Consider the following 19,244-nt stretch of genomic DNA (forward strand, 5'->3'; position numbering starts at 1 on the left):
CGGGCGCCCCTGCGGGCGTCCGGCCCTGTCCGGAGGCCGCATGGCGCTCGCTCTGAATCCTGGCGTGTCGTTCTGCCTGGTGGGGACTCGCGCAATCTTCTTTGACCGTCGCCGCGACCGATATCGCGCGATCAACGCCACCCAGACGGCGGCCTTCCTTGCCGGTAACCCTTTCAAGGTTCTGCTGGATAGCGATCTGGTCAAGGCGACCGACGACGACACGCGGCCACAACCCTGCAGCGCCCCTCGGGCCACCCGCGACCTCTTCTGCCGGGAGGCGGCGCGGCTGCGCCTGGCGGACGCTGTCCAGGCCGGACTTGCGAGCGCTTTGGCTCGCCTGATCCTGGCCACTGGCGGGCTTGATCGGATGTTGCGCGGGCTGGAGCGGAGAACATCAACGTCCTGGCAAGTTCAGGACCTTGAGGTAATCGAGAACCAGGCGCTCCGTTTCAATCGGGCGCGCCCCTGGGTGCCGATTTCAGCGGTCTGCCTGGTCGATAGCCTCGCGCTCATGTTGTTCCTGGCCTGGCGCGGCTGCGCAGCCACACTGGTCTTTGGCGTCGAGATCCCACCCTTCACCGCCCATGCCTGGGTTCAGAGCGGTGACTGCGTGTTGAACGACGCGGTCGAGCGTATCGTCGTCTACACCCCCATCCTGGCTGTCGGGTCGTGAAGTATGTCGCGATCGGGCGCGCGGCCCTGCGGTTTCCGCGCGATCCGTTCGACGCGGTCGTCGCCAGGGCCGCAGGCCTTGGTCTGGAGCATTTGGTGGACGGCGAGACCTTCGCCGTCTTTGTGGATGGGGCGACACCGAGAATTCCGATCGAGGGCGGGGGCGGGGTTGTGCTCGGGCGGGCCTGGAGCCGCGAAGAGCAGCCAGCGCCGGTTGAACTGATCGACGCATCGATCGCCGACCCAGCGTCATTGCTTCGGGAAATCTGGGGCGCGTATGTCGCCTTCACCGTCGCTCCCGACAAGGCCACGGTGCGAGTGCTGCGCGATCCTTCCGGGGCTGTCGGCTGCTATCGGCTGTCCTCGCGGGGGCTGGTGATCCTCTGCTCGGATTTGGCGGTCGCCGATGCTCTTGGGGTTATCGAGCCGCATGTGGATTGGGGGTTCATCGGGCCACACATCGCCTATGGCGGCTTGCGGTCGATCCGCACCGGCTTGCGAAGCGTTCGAGAGGTCCTGCCCGGAATGGCGATCGCCCTTGGCCAGGAGGATCTGGGGCCGACCCCGGTCTGGACGCCCGCGCCGTTCATCGCCTCCGATCAACAGATCCTCGAGCCAGCCCGCGCCGCGCACCTTCTGGCCGACGAAGTCAAACGCTGCGTGGGGGCCATGGCGGACGCCGAGAAGACCCTCGCACTCGAACTGTCCGGAGGGCTGGACTCGTCCATTCTGTGTGCGGCTCTGGCCGACCGCGCCGCCGTCTTCGCCGTGAACTGCGCGACCCGGCGGCCGGAGGGGGACGAGCGACGCTATGCCGAGACGGTTGCCCAGGCCACGGGAACCTCGCTCACCGTCGTCGAGCTCCAACAGGCCCAGATGAACCTCCTCAGCCCGGCGGCGAAACTACTACCACGTCCGGGACGATCGAGCGGTTTGGACGCCATCGATCAGGCCTTTCTCAAATTCGGCCAGTCACACAGGGTCAGCGCCTTCTTCAGCGGCGGCGGAGGCGACAACGTCTTCTGCTCCCTGCGCTCAGCGGGGCCGGTCGTTGACCAGATGCGAAGTCAGGGTTTGGGCCCAGACGTTCTGCAGACGGCCCTAAGTGTCGCCAAGATTCATCGTACGACCCTATGGTCGGTGCTGGCCCAGGCCTTGAAACTGGCGCGGCGACCGGATGCGGCCATGCGTCCCGTTTTGCGTGACGGCTTTCTGCGTGCTGATGGAGGACTGTCGCCGCCCGACCCTCACCCTTGGCTTGACCTTCCAGGGTTGAATCTTCCGGGACGCTACCGACACATCCATAGCCTTGCCTGGATCCACGGATTAATCGAAGGGCACGACCGTGCGGCCTACGCCCCCATGGTGTTCCCTCTGCTTGCCCAGCCGATTGTCGAGCTTTGCCTGCGCATCCCAACGTGGCTTTGGGTAGAGGGGGGAATCGACCGGGCCATAGCGCGCCGCGCCTTCCGGGGTCAGGTCCCCGACCTGGTCCTTGAGCGGCGGACCAAGGGCCGGATCGATCGGGAGATTGCCGGCGCTTTCGACGCGCAGCGTCCCGCCCTGCGCGACCATCTCCTGGGCGGCTTGCTGGCTCAAAACGGGGTGATCGACGTCGAAGCGGTCGAGCGTTTCCTGCGTCGGCCGTTGAAGGACAGCGAGGCGGGGATCACCGCGCTGGTAGCGCTCGCCGATGCAGAGACCTGGGCTCGTGGCTGGGAGGCCTATCGGCCGCCCGACTATGGGCGGGCGGACTGAAGGGACCGCCACCGGGCGTACTGCTCGTTCTTCTTCGGGTCCGGGTCTTCCTGGCCAAGGAGCCAGAACCGAAACCAGTCGAGATTGCGCTCGTAGATCGCACGACGGTGGCGCGGTTGGATCTTGATGTGGGGTTCGCCAGGGAAGGCGTAGAGCTCGACCGGTGTGCCGGCCGACGCCGTGCGGGCTATGAGCTCCGGGATAAACCGAAACTCCTGCTCGGGCAGTTGCAGCAGCAGCGGCGCCTTAAGCTGGTCGGTGTTGAGCGCCGGCGACATCCGTCGCCAGGCCTCTGGGGTTTCCTCGGGCCGGCCGAGTTTCCAGGTCCGCTTTAGGGTGGCTGGCGTCGTTCGACCCGGGCCACTGTTCATCCAGTAGTAGGTCGGCTCAAGTTGGCCCGACGAGATCGACAGCGCGGCGATGAGATCCGAGTGGGTGGCGATCCACAAGGCTTGCTCGCTGCCGAAACTGAGACCGCCCATGCCGACCCGGCCTCGGTCGACGAGACCCCTCTGGTCGAGTTGATCGATGAGAGCGCGGATTCCGGCGAGCGCCCTTGCGCTGTCGTCGAAGGCGTCCTGTTCAAGCGGCTTTCCTGGCCGAGCAATCTGGTTGGCGCATACGACGGCCATGCCGGCCGCGGCCATGGCGGCAAGCGGCCATTCATCGCCGGTGCCGCCGCGCGGATACCCAGGACAGTTGTAGTAGGTGATGAAGAGCGCAAGGCGGCCTAGACCCTCGCGCGCGGGGCGCAGCAGTTGGCCGGTCAGGACATCGCCGAGCGGCGATCGCCAGGTCATTTGTTCTGTCGCCAGTTCTGCCGGGAGATCGAGCGACCGGTTCGGGCTGTACAGGTCCACCAAGGCGCCGGTTTCAAGGTCGATACGACTAAGGCGCGGCGCGGTCCTGAGGTTGCTCCGCACGCAGACGGCCCATCTGGCGGTGATCGCGCAACTAGGCCGGGCTCCGCCGCTCAGCAAACCTTCGGTGGGACCGATCGAGCGCGCCGTCCCGCTCTGGACGTCCCAGACGAGCAATCGAGTGTTCAACGCCGGGTCGCGCAAGGTGATGACCAGCTCTCGGCGGCCGGGCCGCCAGGCCAGAGCGATCGGACGACCCGGACACGTCGTGGGTGGGCAGGACTGAAGCCGCCCTGTGGCGTCGACGAGGTTCACCACGTCCCGTCCGGCTTCCGAGGCGACGAAGGCCTCGTCGCCTTGCCGAGACCGTATGACAAGGCGGCGGTCCGAGGGCTTCGGGGCCTGACCGAGCGGCGTACGGTCCTGGACAGGACCTCTGCCGTCGATGGCGACGCCGCGCCCCCTGACGGCCGTCATGCCCAGGACGCCGGTGCGGGAGAACCAGGTCCCCGTCAGACGCTGCGCGCGCCAGCGCCCGTTAATCAGGGCGGCGCCGAACAGGTTCTGACCCCAGTCGACGGACGGGTCGATCCGGACGCCGCTCTCGGCCTGACGCTGCTCTTCGGCGTCGATCGCGGCCCGGGTCGCCCGCACCTCGTAGTGCAGGCCACGCCCATCAGGATCGAGCGCGAAGCGTTCGACATCCGCCGCGTCGTGCGTGACCTGCCGGGCCTTGCCCCGCAGGTTCGACCGCCAGACCTGCACCGCGCCGCCGAACAGGGCGCGGTAGTAGATCCAGCGTCCGTCGGCCAACCATTGGGCTGGCTCATCGTCCATTGTGCCATAGCCGCCCCAGATCGCGTCCCCGCCGTCCGTCAGCCGGCGAGCCGGTCCAGGGCGGTCAATATCGAGCGTCCACCAGTTAAGATGGCGCCGGTTCGTGGCCAGCGATGCGGCGTCGACCCGGAACACCAGGCTGTGGCCGTCCGGTCCGACCGATAGGCTGGAGATATCCTGCATCGACACCAGAGCCGACAGGTCCTGGGGTCCTGCGGACACGGCTGGCGGCGCGGTCGCCAGAGCCGCCGCCGCGAGCGCGGCGATCACCATGACTTTGTCGCCTGCACGCCGATCAAGCGGCCCACTGGGCTCGCCGCCTCGCTGTCGAAGCCGACGCCGGAGATATTGACGCGCAGGTCGGCGAACGGCGGGTCCTTGTCGAAGACGTTCGAGGCGGTCAACGCCAGCCGGACGCCATCGAGCGGACCGGTGCTGGCCCCGAAACGATAGCCGAGTTGGAGATCGACCGTCGTCCAGGCCTTGATGGTCTTGGCCGGGGCCACCGTCTGGTTGGTGTAGTGGTTGTAGAAGTTGACGAAGGCGGCTGTGTCCCACGACCCCCGAGACAGGATCGCGCGCCCGCGCAGTCGCAGGTCGACGGGATTTCCGACTGTCCCGACGACATCAGTCTTGGGGGCGTCGGGCGTGACCTTTTGATCTCGGTTGAAGAGGTAGCTCCCCGAAAGGCCCAGTTCGAGCCGGTAGGGACCCATCTCCGGGGCGTACCGGGCGTCGAAGTCGAGGCCGGTTTCGACCACTGAGGCCAGGTTGGTGTTGCGGCTGTCGACGATGGCTCCGATCGCCGATGCCGGGATGTTCGAGGGATTGCTGAAGAACGGGCTGGCATAGAGCTCGCTCAGGCGCGCGGCCGATGGGCTGTTCTCGATCAGGGAGGTGTAGAGCGCGCGGTTGACCAGCACGTTCAACAAGTCGGCGTTTATGCTGCCGATCCGGTCGCGATAGTCGACCTTGAACAGGGTCGTTTCCAGCCGTGCGCGGGGCGCCCAGGTCGGGCGGAGGTCAAACCCGACCGTCCAGGTCCGGGCTCGCTCCGGCCCGATGTCGGCGGTGTTGCCGACTAGGGCGACGACATTGGTGGCGCCGGTGGGGGACTTTGGATCGGTCAGGCGGATGGGTTGATAGAGCACGTAGCCGACGGCGATCCGCTGATCGGCGAACGACGGCGCCCTGAAGGACCGACCGTAGGATCCGCGCAAGCTCAGGCCTTGGAATGGCGACCATTCCAGACCCGCCTTCGGAGTGGCGGTCGTGCCGAAGTCACTGTAGCGCTCGACACGACCGGCCAGCGAAACCGCGAGGTTGCGGACGCCGGTGACGCCCATGGTCTCGGCGACGAGCGGAACGCGGACCTCGGCATAGGCCGCCAAGATCTTGCGGGCGCCAGGATAGAGCGATGACGAGGGCGCCGGCGCCGCCGTCGTTCGATAGGTCAGCGAACCGTACTTGAACCGCTCGGCTCGCCATTCGCCGCCGATCGCCAGCTTCACCGTCCCAGCGGGCAGGTCGAAGAGCGGGCCGTCGGCCCGCAGGCTCGAGGTCCAGACCCGCCACAGACCGCTGTTGGCGCTCCACCCCCGGATCGACTCTATGGTGGCTGGATTGGTCGATCGGGCGTCCCCGAAGAGATTATAGGCCGTCGCTGGATTGGTGTCGGCTAACGCCAAGCCCAGACGATAGGTGTTCACGTAGTTGTCGTAGCGGGAATACTCCCGCTGCTGACCGAAGCCGACATCGGCGCTGGCCGACCAGTCGCCGAGCGTGCGGGTCAGCCCGACCACGCCGTTGTAGGCGCGTACATGGCCAAGAAGGGCCATCGGCCCGAGGTCCTGGCTGAAATCGTACTGCACGCGCACTGGCGCACGCGTCCCGATCGGGTCGACATAGAAGGGGTTCGCGACGGGAACCGTGACAGCAGACTGCGAGACGTTCATCACGCGGCTATTGAAGCGACGATCGGCGGCGAGCAGTTGGGCCTTCAGGGTGGTCTTGCCGTCCAAGGCCTGTTCGGCCGCGACGAACATCGACTGGCGGCGCTGCCGCGGCAAAAGGTCGGTGTTCAGGCGCGCGTCCCGGCGATTGATCTGATCAGGCAGTAGTTGAGAGGGCGTCAGCCCGACGCCGTTCTGTCCCGCCGGGATCGCGAAGGTGCGTCCGCCCGCCACGATCGTCCCCGGCGTGCTGTAATTGGCGCGATAGTCACCGCCGCCGAACGGACGAAGGTCCTCTCGGGCATAGTCCCGATCAGCCGCCGCGAGGCGACCCTTGGCATGGTACTCGTAGGCCAAGATGAGGTGACCGCTGTCCCAGGCCTTGCCGAACAACTGGCCGGCCTGAACCTCATCGAAATCGCCGTCGGCCGTGGCGTAGCGCAGCCGCGTCTCCGCGCCTTCGAAGCGATCCCGAAAGACCACGTTGACGACGCCGGCGACAGCGTCCGAGCCGTACAAGGCCGACGCGCCGTCGGGCAGGACCTCGATACGTTGCACCGCACTGGCCGGGATCAGGGACAGGTCGGCAAACGTCCCCGAAATACCGCCCATCGCGGGACGCTCGCCGTTCAGCAGCACCAGCGTCGAGGTCGTACCCAGGCCCCGAAGGTTTACCCCCGATCCCATCCCGGTGTTGGAACCGGCGCCGCTGCGCGTGCTCAACATCGTGGTGGCCTCGTTGGCGCCGCCGCCGAAATTCTGCGGCAAGGCCTGCACGATCTGCTGGGTGGTCGCGTAGCCGCTGGCCTCGATGTCCTCTCGGCTGATCGTGATGACCTGCGCGCCGGCCGGCGCGGCCCCCCGAATCCGCGTGCCGGTGACGACGACCTCGGCGACCTGCTCAGCGTCGCCGGCCGGGGACTCCCCCGTGATTGGCGCGGCGACCCCCGTGTCGGCGGGCTGGACCACCAGGTTGTTGCCGACCGTGACCAGCTTGAGTCCAGAGCCGGACAGCAGGGCAGCGTACGCCTGGTCGGGCGTGAAGCGGCCCTTCAGGGGCGGGGCGGTCTTGCCGCGCGCCAGGCTCGTGGAGACGACGATCGGCCGGCCGCTGATCCGCGCCACTTCGGCCAGTGCGGCGGCCAACGGCTGGGCCTTGAGGTCATAGGTCTGGTGCTCGGCCTGGAGCAGCGGCTGCGCGGCCAGCGCGGGCGCGGCGGTCGCGAGGACGAGCGTGGCGGCCGTGGCCAGCAGGCCGCGGCGGAGATGAGAAGCGTGGCGATACATGAGGGCCCCCAGAACCCGGACCGCGACGGTCGCGGTCGTTCGGGGGGCTCTGACGAGCTAGGCGCCAGCGACCTCACAAAAAACTTTCATCGAGTTGTCGCGCGTCGGTCAGGCGTCGGTACGGGCCAGGACTAGGTCGCCGCCCGGCGCGGCCGATATGGTCAGGCCGAGCGCCGCGGCTAGGGCCCGGGCCAAGCCGTCCGGATCGGTCACCTTCAGCCCACCGCTGACCTGCAGGCGGCCGAGCGCCGGGTCGGCCAAGCGGATCTTGCGGTAGCCGTATCGATTGGCCTCGGCGACCACCTGGCCCAGCGGCGCGCCGTCGAACACCAACAGGCCCGTGGGCCATTGCCGATCGCGCGTGGGCGCCGGGGTGGCCAAGCCGGGGCGGCCGCCCGTCAGGATCAGCCGCTGTCCGGTCCCAACCCGCGTCCGGGGGCGTCGCAAAAGACCGCCGCCCTCAGCCTGAACCTCGCCCTGCAGGATCGAGAGCTCGACGTCCTGGCCGCCTTGGCGGCGCATGTCGAAAGCGGCGCGCGCGGCGACCACGCGCGCGCCGTCGGCGTCGACCTCAAGGGGGCGTTCCGCCTGGACGCGGACCCGCCCGCGTTCGAGCACCAGGCGCTGGCGATCTCCACGGGTCGAGGCGGTCAGGACGGTGTCGGTGTCGAGCACGACAGTCAGATCGGGGGCCAGGGCGATGGTCCGGATCTGCCCCGGCGTGGAAACATAGCGGGCGCCGCCTACGGCCTCGGTGACGGGCGCGCGCAGGGTCTGTGTCAGAGCGACAGCGCCGAGGACGAGGCCGGCGGCGGCGGCCGTCCACCACACCGCCGGCGGCGGGCCGCGACGGGCGGCGCTGGTGCGCAGACGCAGGTCCGAAAGTCTTGAATGACCCAGGACCGCCGACTCCTCGAAGCGCTGGACCAGGCGGTCATAGGCGCCCTGGCGACCGGGTCCGGCGCGCCAGGCGTCGAACTCGGAGCGCGCGGCTTCGGCGCCGGGTCCGCGCATGCGCGCGAACCAGGCGGCCGCCTCGCGGCGCAGATGCTCTTCGTCCCCCGGGGTCATGTTGCGATCCTAGGGCCGGCCGAGGCTGCGGTCGACGGCGGCGATCGCCTTCATCATGTGCTTTTCCACAGCACTGACGCCGATCCCGAGGGCCTGAGCGATCTCGGCGTAGGATTGGCCGTCCAGGCGATGGCGCAGATAGACCTCGCGGGTCTTGGGCTTGAGCTTGAGGACGGCGGCTTCATGGCGTTCGAGCAACTGGCGCGCCTCCAGCACGAGATGCGGGTCGCCGTCGTAGGCCGCGTGCAGTTCCGGCTCCAGGACCGCGTGGGTGCGTTCGCGATGACCCGAAACGCTCTTGGCCCGATCGCGCAGCAGGTTGCGGGCGATGCGCGCGAGGTAGGCTTCGGGCTTTTGCAGCATCTTCCGCCCGGCCGCGTCGGTCAGGCGCAGGAAGGCCTCCTGCGCCAAGTCCTGGGCTTCCTCGCGGCCGGTCCGCCGGGACAGGAACCGCACCAGCGCTGGAGCTTGGCGGCGGAAGAGCGCGTCGAGCTGGCGATGCGTGTCGGTCTCAGCCTCGGCCAGGACGGGGTCGACGGTGTCCATGGTCATCGGCGTGAGATCGCGCGCCGAGGGTCGTTAGTTCGAAGTCTGGTCTCTGCTCGCCTAGCCACGTCCGCCTCCAGGAGAGGCGGCGGCTCCGGCGACGCCGGATCCCTGAGACCGAGCTTGAGTGTGGAGCGGCCGTCATCGACGGCGCCGCCGGCGCAGCACACCGGTCGCGCCGGGGCGGAGCCGAACGCGAAGCGGTTGGTTCAAGCGAGGTTCTCACGCCTCGACGCCGCGCTTTCAGCGGCGTGCGAAGAGTCTAGAACGCGGTTCGACCAAATGGCAAGGCACAGCCAGCGGGCGCGGGCGTCATTGCCGAACTGAGCGCCGCCGGCGGGATGTGGCGACGTCAGACCAGGCGGGTAAAGGCGCTTTTGCTGTTGCGGGCCTTGGCGGCCGCCTTTGCCAGGACCGGCTTCAGGTGCTCGGCCTGGGCTAGCGCCAAACGCACGCAGGTCACGCCGCGGGCGCCGGCCCCGCCGGCCTGAGGCGAGAAGACGCCGGGCGCCGCGGCCAGGGCGGCCGCCTGGTCCTCGGGCGAAAGGCGCAGCACAGCGAAGGCTGGGTCGGGCGCGCCCAGGGTGGCGAACACCTTGTCGCCGACCAGGAACTCGATCGTCCCCAGGCGCGAGGCGACGCGGGCGTTGAGTTGGCTGAGCGCCAGTTGGCGAAAGTCGTCGGCGGTCATGGGGCCCGGCGCTGGCATGGTTGGTATCGAGCGCGGCGATGCCATAGCTTTGTTCGCGCGCCAAGCTGCGACGGCGCCCGAACCGACCAGCCGACGCAGCGCCCGGTTTTGACCTCTGATCGGCGCCTTGGGCGCCATCTGCCCGATACCGTCGTCAAGGTCGCCCCGCGCCGGGGATCTTGCTGAGGGCCAAGGCGACGACCGCGAGCGCGGCTAGGGCGACGACGATCGCGCCGGCGGGGCCGGCGGCGGCGGTCACGACGGTGGCGGTCAGATCGATGAGGGACATGCGAGGGCCTTTCGTTGCTGCCCCGACGATCCGGCATCGGGCCGGCGGCGTCAGGGGCGGTTGGATAGCCCTGGTCACTAAAATCACGACGTCGCCGACGCAACACGGCCTTGTTGTAAAGCCAGGCCCCACAACAACAGGCCGGTGGCCTGGACCGGATGGCGCGGCGCAACCGATGGAATTTCGGTTTGCCGATGGAGAGGAAGAGTTGCAAAGCAAACCGCCATAGGACGGAGAAGCCTCGGAGGGCAGCATGCACATCGCCAAGCTGAAGCTTTGGAACTTCCGAAGCTTCGCCTCCACCCAGCCCGACTTCGAGGACGTGCTTGGACCGTGTCCGGTCGAGGTCGATCTGGAGGCGGCCACCAACGTTTTCATCGGCCGCAACGGCGCGGGCAAAAGCTCTCTCATCCAGGCCGTGCTGCGCCTCTTCGGCGAAACTCGCGATGAGCGCGCCGTGCAGCCGGCCGACTTCTTCGTGCCGCCCGGACAGCGCCTGGACAGTGTCGTGGAGCGGCGCCTGTTCATCGAGGCGACGTTCCATTTTCCCGAACTGGCCAAGGATGGCGAGGCGGCCGACAGGACCGTGCCGCCGACCTTCCGGCACATGATCGTCGACAAACCGGGTGCTGCGCCGTTCGCGCGCGTGCGCCTGGAGGCGACCTGGCAGCAGGCCGGGACCCTGGACGGGGTGGTCGAGGAAGCTCTGTACTGGATCCTGGGCTCGGATTTCGTCGACTTCGGCGACATCGACCCCCTGCGAAAGAAGAAGGTGACGGCCGGCGATCGCGGTCAGGTCGTGGTGCGCTACATCCCCGCGTCGCGCGACGTCACGGCCCTGACCCAGCTGACCGTCCGCAGCTTGGGCCGAAGCCTGATGCGGGCGGTGAAGTGGGAACAGAAGGCCAAGATCGACGCCCTGATCGCCGAGGCCTCCAAGGAGCTGGACCAGGAGGCCGCGCTGGGCCAGGTCAATGCCGCTATCAACGCCTGCTGGTCGCAGCTGAACACCGCCGAGACCGGCACTGTGGCCAACCTATCGGTCCTGGCGCCCGACCTCCAGCAGATCGTCAAGGCCGCGACCATGATGTTGACCCCCTCGTCCACCGGACGGGTCATGGGGGTCGAAGATCTCAGTGACGGGCAGCGTTCGCTCTTCCACTTCGCCCTGGTCAAGGCGCTTCTGGACCTCAAGCTGGATCTGGAAAAGTCCGCGGCCGGCGGCGAGGACATCCCCTTCCAACCGGAGTTCGCCAGAGCGCCGGCCCTGACGGTCTTCGCCTTCGAGGAGCCGGAAAATCACTTGGCTCCCTATTTCCTGTCGCGGCTGCTGACCCAGCTGGAGGTGCTGACGCAGACCGAACGCGTCCAGGGAGTGGTGACCAGCCACGCGCCGGCGATCGTGGGCCGGATCGAGCCGACGGCGATCCGGCATGTACGCCGCGTCCAGGCCACCGGCGCCTCCACCATCACGCGCCTAGCCTTGCCGAAGGGCGACGCCGAGGCGTCCAAGTTCGTGCGCGAGGCCGTCAGGGCCCATCCGGAGATATACTTCGCGCGCCACGCCATCTTCGGCGAAGGCCCGTCCGAGGAGATCGTCATCCCACGCCTGGCCGAGGCCCTAGGCGTGCCGATCGACCGATCGTTCGTAGCCATCGTCCCGATCGGCGGGCGCCACATCCAGCACTTCTGGCGGCTGGTCGAACAGCTGGGCATTCCCCATACCACCCTGCTGGATCTGGACCTGGGTCGCAGCAGCGGCGACTTCCAGCAGTTCAAGGCCGCCGCCGCTGCGCTGCGCGACTCCGGGCGAAAGCTGCCCGAGACCGACCAGACCAATGTGGACCTGGCGTTCACCCTGGTGCGTCCCGATCCGGCGACGGGCGGCGCGATCGATCGCGCCACTATCGAGAACTGGGCAAAGGCATTCGAAGGTCAAGGGATCTTCATGTCGTCCCTGCTGGACCTGGACATGCTGATGCTGAAGGCCTTCCCGGCGGCCTACAAAAAACTGCCGGCCGGCGCACGGGGGCCGCAGACGCCAGACGACCCGACGCGCCAGCAAAAGGCGGCCGAGCGGGTGCTGGGCGAGGACGGCCTGGGCGTGGCGGCCTATGCGGGCACGCCGGAAATGGCTCTTTTTGCCTGGTACGCCTATCTCTTCCTGGGCGATCGGGGCAAGCCAGCCGTCCACCTGGCCGCGCTCGGCGAACTGAACGACCTTGAAGACGTCGATATAGAATTGGAATGCCCCTCGGTCTTGCAGCGGCTGATCGCCCACGTGCGCGCCTCGCTCGCGGCGCCGCTGGCATGATCGACCGCCAGGCCTGGAAGCCGATCGGCGTGGCGGCCATGGAGGCCGCCGCGCTCGACACGGTTCGGGTTCGCGGCAGCGCCCTGGTGGTGGCCGGCCCGGGCACCGGCAAGACCGAACTCCTGGGCCAACGGGCCGCCTATCTCCTACAAACGGGCGGCTGCATTTTTCCAAGGCGTATTCTGGCTATCAGCTTCAAGCGCGATGCGGCCAGCAACCTGCGCGACCGGGTCGAGCGCCGGTGCGGCCCGGCGCTGGCCCGACGCCTGGATTCGATGACCTTCGACGCTTTCGCCAAGCAGATCCTCGATCGGTTCTGGCCCGCCCTGCCCGCGCATCTGGCGTTCAAGGGCGCCTACGGCATCGCGCCCTTCGTCAACAACGCCGCCTTCTCCGACTTGCAGCGCTCGGCCACCTGGGGGCTTTACCAGGAGGGCCATCCCGCGCATTGGGCCAAAGCCCTGATCGGCAAGGACGTGACGACCAGCGGCATCAACGGGGTGACGCTGGACGCGTTCAACAAGTCGATCCAGGCGCTCAGGCTTGAGCCTCTGACGATCACCGACTACGCCCAATATCTGCAGCTGGTGCAGCTGCGCGCCACCCTGACCAGCCCGACGCCGCAGTTTGGCTTTGCGATGATCGGCCGCCTGGCCCAGGCGATCGTGGCGGGCAATCCGCAGGTGCGGAGGGCGCTCTGCGCGACGTATGGCCAAGTGTTCCTAGACGAATTCCAGGACACGACCTCCGTCCAGTACGATCTGATCGCGACCATCTTCAAGGGGACGGAGACCTCCCTGGTGGCCGTGGGCGACGACAAGCAGAGGATCATGGGCTGGGCCGGCGCGCGGGAGGATGTCTTCGCCGCCTTCTCGGCCGACTTCCTGGGCGGCCCGGATGATCTAGGCCGCGTCGTCCTGACCCAGAACTTCCGCAGCAACGCGCGTATCGTGGAAATCCTCAACGGCCTGAAGCAGCGGCTGGCGCCCAGCGAGCCCGACTTCATCGCCGCCCGTCCCGCACCGAACCTGCCTAGCGCGGAGATCTGCTCGATCCTGGTGGCCGACGACGAGGACGCCGAGGCCGCGGCCGTGGCCAAGCGCGTGGCCGCAGCGATCAAAAGCGGCGTGGATCCGCGCCAGATCGGGCTCTTGGTCCGGCAGAAGGCCAACGACTGGGAGGCGCGCCTTTCGGCGGCGTTCTCGGCCGCTGGCCTGGCCTTCCGTAATGAGGACCGTGATGTCGGCGGGGCGGCCATCCAGGACCTGATGACCGAGGCCTATTCCCGGGTCGTGGTGGACATGCTCGAACTGCTCTGCCGACGGCATGGCGGGGTGCTGTGGACCACGGCGCTATCGCACCTGGCGACGGTGGCGGGCCTGTCGCCGGACGATGATCCGGAGATCGAGCGGGTCCTGGCCCTGTCGCTAGCGGACTTTCACGACGCCCATCGGCTGACCGGCCTGGCCACGCCGGCGGCGATCGAGGCGGCGCTGGGGCAGATCGAGAGCTTCCTGCAGCTGCCCCGCCTCAAGTCGATCATGCCGCAATACGCGGTCGGCGACTTTTTCGAGCGCATCCGCAGCGCCACCAAAGCCTTCCTGATCGAATGCGCCAAGCCCGCGGGGTCGTGGCTGGAGGTCATCGCGCGGTTCCGGGGCGAGGGTCAGACGCCGCTGCTGACCATAACCAAGAGCAAGGGCCTCGAATACGACCTGGTGATCTTGCTGGGCCTCAACGACGATCAGTGGTGGAGCTTTTCCAAGAACCCGGCCGAGGGGCGTTCGGTGTTTTTCGTGGCCGCCTCGCGGGCCCGCGACCGGCTGCTGATGACGCGGTGCGGGACTGACCGTAACGCCAGCATCGCGGAAATCTTTCATGCCCTAGCGGCGGTCGGTGTGACTCAGCAGAAGGTCTAATAGGCCCCGCCGCGTCGGCTATCGTCAGATAGTCAAAATAGTTGACTATTATTTGCGGCGGAAGGGCACGACGTCGCCACCGCCGATCATCGGCGGGCGGCTGGTGGGCTTGAGCCGCACCACCTCAGCCGGATCGCGCTCGAACCATCCCTGCGGCAGGCCCACCAGGTTGGTGATGTCGTCCGGGGCGATTGTGAACTCGACGGCCAGCAGGTCAGCCTTGGTGCGCACGCGCTCGTCGACGATCAGCTGTAGCGCCTCGCGCAGGACCCGGGGCTTGCTGGGCTCCCATTGCCGGTCCAGCGGTTCTTCCTTGGTCCAGCCCTTAGCCGAATGGAGCTTGTACATTTGGGTGGCGTATTCGGGCGAGATCAGCCGCATGTCGGCCAGGCGCCGGATCTGCGCCTTGACCGACACGCGCCAGCGCTCCTTGAGCAGCAGCAGCTGGGCTAGCGAGGCGGACTTAACCTCCATCGGATAGGTGGCGGCCGGCATCAGAAAGGCGCTGGCTAGGCGAAAGGCCTGGGCCTCGATGGCCTTCAGGTCGGACTGGAACTCTTCTTCGGACACGCCGCGGTGCAGCAGGGCGTGGGCCATTTCGTGGGCGGCGTCCATTTGCCGGCGCGGGAACGACATCTTGTCGGTAGCCAGCAGGATATGGGGGCGGCCGTCGATCGGCGACCAGCTGCACAGCCCATCGAGCTTGGCAGTGCCCATTTCGATCGTCCCGACTACGAACCCGACTCGCTCCAGGACGCTGACGACGTCCGTGCAGGGGCCCTCTCCTATGCGCCAATGGCGACGCAGGTCCAGGGCGATGGCGTCCAGGTCGGAATCGCGCAGCTGCCGCCAGCTGGCCCCGCCCAGCACGTCGGGCAGGTTCAGGTCGGGCAGGTCGACATAGTTTTCCAGCGTGCTGCTGATTTCCTGCAGCCAGCGCATCTGGGCGCGCTGGTAGTTCAGGTCGCGCGTGAGGGTGCTGGCGAGAGAGCGGAAGAACACCGGCTCCTTGGCGGCCAGGGGGTCACGCAGAAAATACTCGGGCCGAAGATCAAGTTCGGCCGCGAGACGGCGAAGTGTTTCGGGGTCGGGGGAGCTGTCGCCATCTTCCCACCGGGAGACGGTGCTGGGGTTGATGCCCAGCTGGCGCGCCAGCGCCGACATGCTCGGAATCCGTCTAGCATCCCTGGCCTCCGAGAGACGGCCAGGGATGAACCCAGGTGTGCCTACGCGCATGGCGTCGTTCCCTACTGCGCCCGGCCCCGAAAGGCCAGAGGGGCGCCCCCACCAGAGACGAGCGGCCGTTCCGGCCTAGCCCTCGCCTTCGTCCTTGCGGTCCTTGGCCGCCTCGTCGGTGTCGTTGGCGGCGTCGAGCGGCTTCTGCTCCGGCGGGGTGAAGGGCTTGCGGCGGCGCTTGAGGCTGACCAGCGGCGGCTCGGACGGACCGTCGGGGCTGTCCGGCGCGTCGCCGACGCCGTAGCCGTCCAGGAACGTGGCGATCGGCTCGTAATGCACCCAGCCGTCATAGGCGCTGCTGATAACCCCGATGGCCACCTCCTCGATCAGGCCGGGGCTGTTGCGGTCGCGCGCGACCAGGAAGCACACGAAAACGTCGCCCTCGCGCGGCGCGTCGGGCTCGGGGAAGAGGCTGCCGGTGAGACCGGGGTTGAGCGTGACGGCGGCCAGACGCGAGCGGTTCTTGGCCGGCAGCTCGTGCGGGACGGGCATGGTGGCCAGGCCCAGGATCACGCCGGGACGGTCGCCGCCGAAACGGGCGAAGGGCTGGAAGGCCTTGGCCGCCGCGCCCGGGATGACGCCGTCGGCCAGGATCACCCCGCCGTGCTTCTCGCAAACTTCGACGAAGCCCTTTTCCTGCATATGGAAGCGGATCCAACCGACCGACTTGCGGGCGCGTTTGGTGTCCAGGTCGGTCCCGTCGCGGATCAGTTCGAACGCCTTGAGCGCCATGGCCGCGGCCATGTCGAAAAGATCGATCAGCAGATCGCGCGGCAGGGTCGAGATCAGGCGCTTCTTCAGGTCGGTCGGCATCGAATCTCTCCGTCCGCGTGTGCGTGAACCCGGAAACAATGCCATATATTATGCATAAAGCAAGATCAGTGAGGGCGGCGATGTGCAAAAAGAGGGATAAGTTCAAGAGGAAGGCGATGGCTTGGCCAGACCGGCGATAGCGGCGATGGCCGCGTCGAAGCCATGCACGACCCGGCAGTCGAAAAGCTGGTCCAGCTTGAGGTTGCCGGCGGTGATCATGTGGTGCAGCGGCCGCTCGGTGAAGAACATTTGGCAATAGCCTAGGGCTGCTGCGGCGTGCTCGAAGTCGTAGAGGTCATTGACCTCGAACTTCTGGCCCTTGTTCCAGCGGAAGGCCGCGTGGAGGGCGGCCAGGGCGTGAAGGGTTCTCAGGCGCTGGCGAGGCTTGGGGCCGTTGGTGAGCGCGGCGACGAGCAGCGCGCACCATCGCCCTCGGGCCTGGGTCCAGGCTTCGGTTCCGGGCTGCGGCGGCTCGATGCCGGCCGCGCGCGCTTCGTCGGCGAAAATCTCCATGCTGACGTCGCCGGCCAGGTCGGCCACCCCGCCGGCCTCGGCCCCGTAGGCGGTCTTGAAACTGTCCAGCTCGCCGCTGTGCTTGGCGATGCGCAGATTGAGTTCGACGACCAGCTTGTGGAAGTCTTCGTCATCGAACGCGTCGAAGGCGGCGATGACCTCCTCGGCCCCGATCGAGCGCCAGAGGTGGTCCAGGACCCGGCGCTGCAATCGCACGGCCTGACCGGGATCCATGCCGGGCACATAGGGGCAGTCCATCCCCGCCATGCCGAGGCCCCGGCTCCAGACTAGGTGGCGCAACGGATGAAACTGATCGGGATCCAGCTCCGGCCGTCCGGTCTTGACCAGGTGGCAGATTTCCGTGGCCATCCGGCGATGGGTGTCGACGATGGATACGCCCTGGCTCAGTTCGGCGATCAGGGCGGCCGTTTCGGCTCGTGACGTGGGCGACTGCTTGAGGACCTCGAAGACTGTCATGTCGCTGATCGGGAAGATCGCCGCGCCGGTGGCCAAGGCTCCGCGGACCCGGCCTAGGAGTTCACCGCCCCGGACGCCGTGGTCGCCGCGCTGGGCGTCGCGCAGGTGGATCCAAAAACAGGTGTCGAGGTAGACGACCGTTCGCCCGTCCAGGCTCTCGCCCAGCTCCACGGTCAGCGCCTTGAGCTGACGGTCGCGATCGCGCCGGAGTAGTTCGACCAGGGCGGCGTCACCTGGGTCGTTGGGGCCTGAGTCGTGGCAGCCCAATTGACCGTTCGGGGAGAACGATCGATCGCCAAAATTTTCGCCCGCCGATTTTTGGAGGTCCGGATCGGGCGTTTCGGTGATCAGATCGGTCATGGCGGACCACTCTGATCTGGTTTGGCCCAACCTGCGGGGTCCAGTGGACGCTCAACTGGACGCATCGGTGCGGGGCTGGAGAGAACTGTGCAGTTCACCGTCAGGCCTAGGGGGCGGTGATTCTCTTCTGGTGCGATTGCGATGATTTTAGGAACGTCTGGAACATCCAAGGACCGGACGGAGAACATCGCGCGAGGCGTTCTCGGACCCAGACGTGGCTGGAGGCGCCGCTCGAGCAGGTCCGCCGCTTCCAGCCGGTTGCGTGCGCGACGAAGCCGGCGTTCGTCCCAGGTTCCGAACGGGCCGCCGCGCTGGGCGCACATGCCCCGGACGCTCAGCTCGGCGGTGGACGGCGCGCCCCATTGTTCGGCGACGATGGCGTAGAGCGTGGCGGCGTCGGCGTTTCCGTCCAGGCGCGCTAAGAGGTTGGTGATGTTCAGGGACGAAACGAGCGGCGAGGCCAGCCGGTAGGTTCCAGTCCTGCCACGGCCGCGACGCGCCCGCTCGGTGATTCTCAGCCGGCCCGTGGCGACCAGGGCGTCGATCGCGGTGCGATAGTGCGTCTGGCTCCAGGTGGGCACCAAGCACTGCTTGACCAGGCGGGAGGGAGTTAGCACCAAGTCCTCGCCCGGCACGGAGGTCTGCGACAGCAGCAGCAGAAGCGTGACTGCGCGGGCCTCGCCCTGGTGGTCGATGAGGGCCTTACGGATCTCGCGCGCCCGGTTGGCGGGCAGGCGGATCATGTTGGCCAGCTCCCAGCGCCAGGCGCTCTGGGCGGTCTTTTCGACCTCCGCATCGTCGAGCGGCGGATCGCAGGCCATCTGATTGTAGTGCGAGACCCGGGCCAGCAGGACCTCCAGGCCGGCGGCATCGGAGACTTCGCGGCGGACCTGCCGACACTGACGCCGGGCATAGGCGAAGACGGCCTGATTGCGATGTCCTTCGGGCACGCGGTCTAGGGCGAGCAGAGCGACGCTGTCCATCGCGATCGGCGCTTGGCCGAATCGGCGGCTCGCGGGATCGAGGCCGCCTGGGCCCATGAGAGTCTCGTAGGCGTCGTCGGTCAGCGGTGTGAGGCGCCGCAGCCGCTCGGCGAATAGGCCGGGGACGTCCCTGGAGCCACCGTCGGCCAGGGTGTAGACGCCGTTGGCCGAGACCGAGCCGGGTAACAGCACGAGGTCGCAGGATTTGGCGCCCTTGATGTCGTAGGCGCGATCGGTGGGACGGTTGCCGCCCCGGCGGCGTCGGCCCGGATCGGTGAACCACCAGTGTTCGCCTTTAGGGGTCAGGGTGCGCAGAACGGGAGGCCCGGCGTGCTCGCGAAAATAGGCCAGCGCCTCGGCGTCGTCGGCATCCAGCACCACAACCCCGGCGCGACGCGTCGCGAAGCCGAGGCTGGCGTGGGGGTGGCGCTGCGCCCAGGTCTCGATGGTCGTGGTGGACGGGATCCGCTTCGCGTACTGGCGCACCAGCGGTTTTTTAGTCTGGGGACAGACGGGAAAGGTGGGCACGCCCGCGACAGCATAGGCGTAGGCCAGCCGTCCATACGGGCCCAGGTCAGGTCGTGCCGCCTTGCTTCGTTCCGTGCTCATGTTCGCCTATGATGGGACGAGGGGTACGCACGCACACTAGATCTTGTGGGTACCACA

At 67.7% G+C, this 19,244-nt stretch carries 14 protein-coding genes; 4 read left to right on the forward strand and 10 right to left on the reverse strand.

Annotated elements, in window-relative coordinates; translation table 11 throughout:
* The first annotated feature begins 40 nt into the window (after positions 1-40).
* Both DI526_RS07030 and DI526_RS07035 read left to right on the forward strand, forming a co-directional pair.
* Entirely contained in the window at positions 41-673 is a 633-nt protein-coding gene (locus DI526_RS07030; protein WP_304275885.1) for a lasso peptide biosynthesis B2 protein, read from the forward strand.
* Positions 670-2,430, forward strand: coding sequence for an asparagine synthase C-terminal domain-containing protein (locus tag DI526_RS07035; protein ID WP_304275888.1), 1,761 nt, complete (start codon positions 670-672; stop codon positions 2,428-2,430). Before DI526_RS07030 ends, DI526_RS07035 begins: the two co-directional genes overlap by 4 nt.
* Here the strand turns inward: DI526_RS07035 and DI526_RS07040 are convergent.
* The 6 genes from DI526_RS07040 to DI526_RS07065 all read right to left on the reverse strand — a co-directional run bounded on the left by DI526_RS07040 (position 2,412) and on the right by DI526_RS07065 (position 9,963).
* Complete coding sequence (locus DI526_RS07040) at positions 2,412-4,400, reverse strand: Atxe2 family lasso peptide isopeptidase (protein WP_304275890.1); 1,989 nt, start codon at positions 4,398-4,400, stop codon at positions 2,412-2,414. The two genes, DI526_RS07035 and DI526_RS07040, sit on opposite strands and share 19 nt — an antisense overlap.
* Positions 4,394-7,366 carry a TonB-dependent receptor gene (locus DI526_RS07045; protein WP_304275892.1) on the reverse strand — a complete coding sequence of 991 codons (2,973 nt, stop codon included), beginning with the start codon at positions 7,364-7,366 and terminating at the stop codon, positions 4,394-4,396. The genes DI526_RS07040 and DI526_RS07045 overlap by 7 nt, the downstream gene beginning before the upstream one ends.
* Positions 7,367-7,474: 108 nt before the next feature.
* Entirely contained in the window at positions 7,475-8,437 is a 963-nt protein-coding gene (locus DI526_RS07050; protein ID WP_304275895.1) for a FecR domain-containing protein, read from the reverse strand.
* Between the two features lie 9 nt (positions 8,438-8,446).
* Positions 8,447-8,989, reverse strand: a complete 543-nt coding sequence (locus DI526_RS07055) for an RNA polymerase sigma factor (RefSeq protein WP_304275898.1) — start codon at positions 8,987-8,989, stop codon at positions 8,447-8,449.
* Positions 8,990-9,335: 346 nt separating this feature from the next.
* Complete coding sequence (locus DI526_RS07060; protein WP_304275900.1) at positions 9,336-9,674, reverse strand: hypothetical protein; 339 nt, start codon at positions 9,672-9,674, stop codon at positions 9,336-9,338.
* A 154-nt stretch (positions 9,675-9,828) separates the two neighbouring features.
* Positions 9,829-9,963: a hypothetical protein gene (locus tag DI526_RS07065; RefSeq protein WP_304275902.1), complete on the reverse strand. Its 135-nt coding sequence runs from the start codon at positions 9,961-9,963 to the stop codon at positions 9,829-9,831.
* 253 nt (positions 9,964-10,216) lie between these two features.
* Here DI526_RS07065 and DI526_RS07070 point away from each other — a divergent pair, with 253 nt between their 5' ends.
* Both DI526_RS07070 and DI526_RS07075 read left to right on the forward strand, forming a co-directional pair.
* A complete protein-coding gene (locus tag DI526_RS07070) occupies positions 10,217-12,277 on the forward strand; it encodes an ATP-dependent endonuclease (RefSeq protein ID WP_304275904.1) in 2,061 nt (686 codons plus the stop codon).
* Positions 12,274-14,196: a UvrD-helicase domain-containing protein gene (locus DI526_RS07075; protein WP_304275906.1), complete on the forward strand. Its 1,923-nt coding sequence runs from the start codon at positions 12,274-12,276 to the stop codon at positions 14,194-14,196. Before DI526_RS07070 ends, DI526_RS07075 begins: the two co-directional genes overlap by 4 nt.
* Before the next feature lie 48 nt (positions 14,197-14,244).
* Here the strand turns inward: DI526_RS07075 and DI526_RS07080 are convergent, their stop codons facing one another.
* The 4 genes from DI526_RS07080 to DI526_RS07095 all read right to left on the reverse strand — a co-directional run bounded on the left by DI526_RS07080 (position 14,245) and on the right by DI526_RS07095 (position 19,187).
* The gene (locus tag DI526_RS07080) at positions 14,245-15,432 is read right to left on the reverse strand and encodes an XRE family transcriptional regulator (protein WP_304275909.1); all 1,188 of its coding nucleotides are present in this window, start codon (positions 15,430-15,432) and stop codon (positions 14,245-14,247) included.
* A 75-nt stretch (positions 15,433-15,507) separates the two neighbouring features.
* Positions 15,508-16,245 carry a hypothetical protein gene (locus DI526_RS07085; protein WP_304275912.1) on the reverse strand — a complete coding sequence of 246 codons (738 nt, stop codon included), beginning with the start codon at positions 16,243-16,245 and terminating at the stop codon, positions 15,508-15,510.
* A gap of 102 nt (positions 16,246-16,347) precedes the next feature.
* Positions 16,348-17,595, reverse strand: a complete 1,248-nt coding sequence (locus DI526_RS07090; protein WP_304275914.1) for a hypothetical protein — start codon at positions 17,593-17,595, stop codon at positions 16,348-16,350.
* On the reverse strand, positions 17,592-19,187 hold the full coding sequence (locus DI526_RS07095) for a bifunctional DNA primase/polymerase (RefSeq protein ID WP_304275916.1): 1,596 nt from the start codon (positions 19,185-19,187) through the stop codon (positions 17,592-17,594). Before DI526_RS07095 ends, DI526_RS07090 begins: the two co-directional genes overlap by 4 nt.
* Positions 19,188-19,244: the final 57 nt, after the last annotated feature.

Source organism: Caulobacter segnis, from assembly GCF_003243465.1.
Classification (GTDB): domain Bacteria; phylum Pseudomonadota; class Alphaproteobacteria; order Caulobacterales; family Caulobacteraceae; genus Caulobacter; species Caulobacter segnis_A.